We start from the raw sequence: 5,511 nt of genomic DNA on the forward strand, positions 1-5,511 counted from the left end.
CTCAAACCGGGATGGAAATAAAAGTTATTAAAATCAATACAATGTGAAAATGCAATGAGCATAAGCGTGTAACGTAGGTTTACTGTCTCATACAACAAACCCACCAATAATTCAAGACGTCCTCCACGGGGCGCTTACGATCACTCAGCATAACGTCTTTTTTGTCTTCAGCCATTAACCTATCCTGTTGGTATATTATTTATGCAACAAAAAATTTACACTACAAGCCAACCATTACTCGTTCATATCGGATTGCGGCTCAACCTTCTCCGGCCGTCTTTTACGTTTTTTTAGTGCATGATTACACTGTTCTTCGGTCACTTCACCGTTTGGCTGACCACGCAAATCAAATCGGGCACCGCCTTGACATAACGCATCCTGATAAGCCTCTGCCCGACTGTAAACCATGAGCCCGGTTCGTATCTGCTTTCTGCTAATATCGACTCCCTGTCGGGTCGCTTCGTGCATCATGTCATAAAGTATTCCTATTTTAAGCGGTTTAGGCGATGCCGCGTTGAAAGCCTCCGGCCACAACGCCATCAACGTCGCTATTGACGCTTGTCCGCGGCGCTGGTTTTTAGCGCCTCTCTTCGCTGCCCGCTTCGCTTTTGTCTCCGGTTTCGGCGGCACTTTAGCGGTTTCTCCCTCCTTGGGAGAGGTTTTTATCACCGTTTTTTCAGAAGCAGGATCCGTTTTTTTTTACGCTACTGGACGGCACCAACGTTGTTGTTTTACGTTTAATACTCAGCGTAGGGCGTTTTTGCTTTGTCACTTAATATCCTTTCAAGCCTCTGGCACACCAATCACTCGTATCCCGGGAAAAACCAGGGAGCGGTGTTGAGCGGCGAAAATAATTCAAAGAAAGCCATCATCGTCATGGCTGAAATCATCAGCACCTCATTCGTTATTGGACAGCGCACCATTCTGATCAAGAAAATGCCGGTCAGACACAGGGTTAAATTTCTCCATATCACCGGCATTAAAATTCTGACTCAGCAACGGATCACTGCCTCCAGTCATCGACGTGGAGGGCTCATCAATAATATTAACGATCTCTTCAGGGGCAGCGTGATGAAACAGATTGGTTAACATATTGCCCAGCACCACCCCGCCCGCGACACCCGCCGCCGTCTGCAATGCGCCAGACATGAAACTGCCGCTTCGTGACGTGTTGGAAGACGGCGCAGAGCCCGTGTAGCCCGGTGACGGCGTTTGCACTGCCGGTTGTGGCGACGGCTGGGAACGACCACCGCCAAACAACCCGCTGAGAAAACCGCCACTTGCCGGTGGCTGAGTCGCCCTCAACCGGGCAACGTCATTTTGCAGTTGCTGAACCTGCTGGTTGAGGCGGTGCAGTGCCGCCTCCTGGATCAGGAGCGACTGCGCCATATAGTAAGGCGCCGCGGGCTGCTGCTGAATAAAGCCCTGGATCTGCCGCTCCGCCTCAGCATCTCGCGGCCCTGCGCTGTATTCCGCCTGTTTCAGCCGTTGAAACAGTCCGTCTATCAGACGTTGCTCTTCAGATTGCATACATGCCCCCCTTTCTAACCGTTGTCATCGCCATCCTGGCTATCAGCCAGCGGCACAGTACAGCGTCCGCGCGACGCTGAAGCCATGATCCTTATCAGATAAATATTTAATCGTGAAAGCACGACAACAAACCATTACGACATCCTTAAACGCTCCCGTAACCAGGTTTTTCGTCTCCCGGAGCGCTGCGTTCTGACAGCAATCGATAGCGCCTTTTTTTGCCCGATAATCACGACCATTTTTTTGCCCCGCGTCACCCCCGTATAAATCAGATTCCGCTCCAGCATTAGGTAGCTCTGCATCGACAGGGGGATCACCACACACGGATATTCTGACCCCTGACTTTTATGGATAGTCGTCGCATACGCCAGTGAAAGCTCATCCAGCTCATTAAAATCGTAATGAATTTCCCTGTCGTCAAACTGGATAAACACCTCAGCGTCCTCCGTGTCTATCGCCCGAATGATACCAATATCACCATTAAAAACATCATTATCATAATTATTAATAATATGAATCACTTTATCACCCGGCGAAAACGTCCGGCCATAACGCGTCACCTTCGGCTCGGCGTCGCCATTGAGCTGCGACTGCAGCACATTATTCAGACTGTGCGTGCCCGTCCCTCCCCGGTTCATCGGCGTCAGTATCTGTATATCCCTGACCGGATCAAAACCAAATCGGGCCGGCAGGCGACATAAAACAATATTCAGCAGTTTGGCCTTGATCTCTTCGGGCGTCTCCGCAGCGATGAAAAAGAAATCACTGGTTTCCCCCTTTTGGGTCACGTCAGGCACACGCCCGGCATTAATGGCGTGAGCATTGGTGATAATGTTAGAGCAGGCCACCTGTCGGAATATTTCTGTTAACCGGCTCACAGGTATCTGCTGGCTGTTGATAATATCGGCCAGCACATAACCGGGGCCTACGGAGGGTAACTGATCAACGTCACCGACCAATAATAACGCCGCATGATCCGGCACTGCGCGGAGTAATTTATTCATCAGCACAATGTCAACCATCGAGGACTCGTCAACCACCAGTAACGCTGTGTCGAGGGGATTGTCGGCATGACGCTTGAAATCAAACAGCCGGGGATCAAATTCCAGCAGACGATGAATGGTGGTGGCCTGCTGGCCGGTCGATTCACTCAATCGCTTGGCTGCCCGACCTGTTGGCGCGCACAGCGTGGTATGGCTCCCCTTTGCCCGAATGATATGCAAGATGCTGTTAATCACCGTGGTCTTACCGACGCCAGGCCCCCCCGTGATCACACTGACCTTGCTATTCACTGTTTTTTCGATGGCAATACGCTGCGAGCCGGACAGGGTGTAAGCGCCCCGTGGAGGACGTCTTGAATTATTGGTGGGTTTGTTGTACGAGACAGTAAACTTACGTTACACGCTTATGCTCATTGCATTTTCACATTGTATTGATTTTAATAACTTTTATTTCCATCCCGGTTTGAGTGATATAAAATTAGTGGTTCTGAAGTTTGTGATAGTGTCCATTAAAATTTAAGTGGACACTATCATCGCCGGATTATCCATGATCTGACAGCCGTCCCTTATAGGTTGCGGGTTCACTAGGCATCGTAGTGGAACATATTCTTACCGGGCCATACAACAAACCCACCAATAATTCAAGACGTCCTCCACGGGGCGCTTACTTTCTTGGTAGCCACCGTGCTGTTTACCCACGGCCCCAAATATTGGTACTTCTTGTTGCATAACGGCCTGCTGCTGCCTTCGCAACTGATGCTGATCTATCTGTGAGCGCTGGCGCGCAATCCTGACAGCGCCTGGCTGCGTCACTGGTCGCCCCGCCTGGGCGCGGCGTCGTTATCCATGTTCGCCCTGCATGTCCCGCTGTTCAATTTGTTCATGACGCTGGAGCAGCTGGTGCGGGGCGCGCCCGGGCAATGTTTGGACCAATGGAGCGAGTGCGTGGCGGCCGCGGCCAACGTCAAGCTGTCATTAACCGGTTATGCCCTGTTCCTGGTGCTGACCGTGACGGTATGCGTGCTGTTTCAGGAGCGTTTTGTCGTGCGGGTCAGGAAATGGCTGGTGGCCCGCTTTATCGGTCAACCTGCTGTGCATGCCGGCGATAGGGCGGTAAAAACCAGCGGGTCGTGATGACTTCTGGTGTGCCGCCGCCGCCGGAGAGCGGCGCGCCATCGTGCCGAGGGCCGTCGCGCGCTGGGTCAAAAAACGCTCGGCGGCGCGCCCAAGGCGCTCGATGATCGAGGGTTGCGCGCCATGACCTCCCGCAACAGTGCCCCCTCAACAGCGGGTTATCCTGCGGCCACCGGCCTAGCCTGAGGAGCACTTTCCCGCCCCTCGTCGGCACGGTTGTCATCGGCGCGGCGCGATTATACCGCCAGCGGCGGCTCATCCCGCGGCGTTTGGTTCACCGTCGCCCGCCCCTGGATCAGTTGGCGAACTTGTTTGACCAATTACACCATACAGTCATCCTGCATGCCGTAATTGTTCAGCTCTTGCTCCAGAGCAAAGAGATACTGGGCGTTGGTGCCGAGCGGGCCGCTGGCGCAGGCGATAAGCGGCGTGATAACTTGCGAACGGGTATCCGCCTCGAAAAAAGGGTGGCAGGAATCCATAACGAAGGCCAATTCCGTGACGCTGTCACCGCCATCTAACGTCAGCTCGCTCCAAATGGGGATGTAGCATCCGGTCAGCATCTCCCGCTTCCACAGCAGTTCCAGCTCCTCGTGCAGGCGATCTTCAGGCAGGCGGAACGCCAGGCCCGTGGTCTGGCCGCCCTCTTTTAACGCCAGCATACGCCCCGGCTGCGACGAAGTGCCTCGTCCGGAGATAAGCCGCAGACAGAAGGCGCGATGCCAGCCGGTAAGCGTGGCCGGACGAACCTCTTCCGCTTCAAAGATGGGATTCCACATCAGCGATCCGTAACCGAAAATCCACACCGGGCTATTGTCCGGCTGACGACTCAGCGTACACGCCAGCGATGCCCACCGCTGTTCCGGCGTTAACAGCAGCGATTCGTCGATAATACCAAAGGCCGTTTTACAATCAGCTTTCTGCAAAAAGTCTCGCGTTAACACTCGCTTGCTTTCTCCTGGCCATCACGTTCAACTGCGGTGGCGCACCTGCGCCGCCTGCGCGTGAAGATAATCTCTGTTCTTATTGCTCATAATTAAATCACCAACAATATGACCATATGCGTTTCCGGCGCCGCAATCAAGTTTGAAGCGAGTCACAATTATGACAAAAAGCAATCACGGCGCGCGTATCGCCCCTGCCCCCATCGCCGTAACCTGAGCCGAAGCGGCTAGCGCTGTCGCGGCCGGGGATAATCCCGACCCGGCGCCGTGTCCTTCCCTGCCCACAGGCCTTGGGGTGGAGCCACCAACGAAGGTCAACGGCAACAACGGACCACACCCGCGCGGGTACGAAAGGAGGCCTGTGTCGGGACGGCAAGATCTGGGCGTTGGCACGTTAAATAGGGGCGAAGCAGCGCACGAGCGCGGCCGGTGACATACCCAGAGGAAAATGTCGGAGTCAGAATTGGGGGCTGGCGCCTCCCGCCCGCATACGCATACGTATACTCAGCGTCAGACCTTTACTTTTTCGGTAAGCGTACGCCCAGCGCCGTATTGACAGTTATTCAGCAGGGATGGTGAGGTTCCACGGCCGGAGCTCTTTGATTTTGTTGATGGGATAATCCGCGATAATCGCCAGCACATGGCGCAGATACGCTTCCGGCTCCACGCCGTTCAGTTTGCAACTGCTGATCAGCGTATACATCAGCGCCGCCCGGTCGCCGCCGCTATCCGAACCGAAGAACAGATAGTTCTTGCGACCCAGGCTTATTATCCGCAGCGCGTTTTCAGCGATATTATTGTCGATCTCCGCCCAGCCATCGCCGGCGTAGTAGCACAACGCCCGCCAGTGGTTCATCAGGTAGTTGAACGCCTTTGCCGTATCGGCCTGGCGCGACAGCGTG

5 protein-coding genes and 1 pseudogene are annotated in these 5,511 nt (G+C 54.2%); 1 reads left to right on the forward strand and 5 read right to left on the reverse strand.

The window, feature by feature from the left end; translation table 11 throughout:
* Nucleotides 1-234 precede the first annotated feature (234 nt).
* From ACMX3H_RS16665 to ACMX3H_RS16675, 3 genes are all read right to left on the reverse strand, one after another.
* Entirely contained in the window at nucleotides 235-669 is a 435-nt protein-coding gene (locus tag ACMX3H_RS16665) for a ProQ/FINO family protein (protein ID WP_415211617.1), read from the reverse strand.
* Between the two features lie 228 nt (nucleotides 670-897).
* Nucleotides 898-1,530 carry a DUF2076 domain-containing protein gene (locus ACMX3H_RS16670; RefSeq protein WP_415211618.1) on the reverse strand — a complete coding sequence of 211 codons (633 nt, stop codon included), beginning with the start codon at nucleotides 1,528-1,530 and terminating at the stop codon, nucleotides 898-900.
* 134 nt (nucleotides 1,531-1,664) lie between these two features.
* Nucleotides 1,665-2,858 (reverse strand): ATP-dependent DNA helicase, encoded by a 1,194-nt coding sequence (locus tag ACMX3H_RS16675; protein WP_415211621.1) that lies wholly within the window; start codon nucleotides 2,856-2,858, stop codon nucleotides 1,665-1,667.
* Between the two features lie 336 nt (nucleotides 2,859-3,194).
* Between ACMX3H_RS16675 and ACMX3H_RS16680 the strand changes: the two are divergent.
* Nucleotides 3,195-3,665, forward strand: a pseudogene (locus tag ACMX3H_RS16680) (acyltransferase); the annotation flags it as partial.
* 320 nt (nucleotides 3,666-3,985) lie between these two features.
* Here the strand turns inward: ACMX3H_RS16680 and ACMX3H_RS16685 are convergent.
* Nucleotides 3,986-4,609, reverse strand: a complete 624-nt coding sequence (locus tag ACMX3H_RS16685; protein ID WP_415211619.1) for a gamma-glutamylcyclotransferase — start codon at nucleotides 4,607-4,609, stop codon at nucleotides 3,986-3,988.
* A gap of 559 nt (nucleotides 4,610-5,168) precedes the next feature.
* On the reverse strand, nucleotides 5,169-5,511 hold a 343-nt coding region (locus ACMX3H_RS16690), incomplete at its 5' end, for an IS66 family transposase (protein WP_415211620.1).

The organism is Sodalis sp. (in: enterobacteria) (assembly GCF_047607725.1).
In the GTDB taxonomy this organism is placed as follows: Bacteria; Pseudomonadota; Gammaproteobacteria; order Enterobacterales; family Enterobacteriaceae; genus JBLKSS01.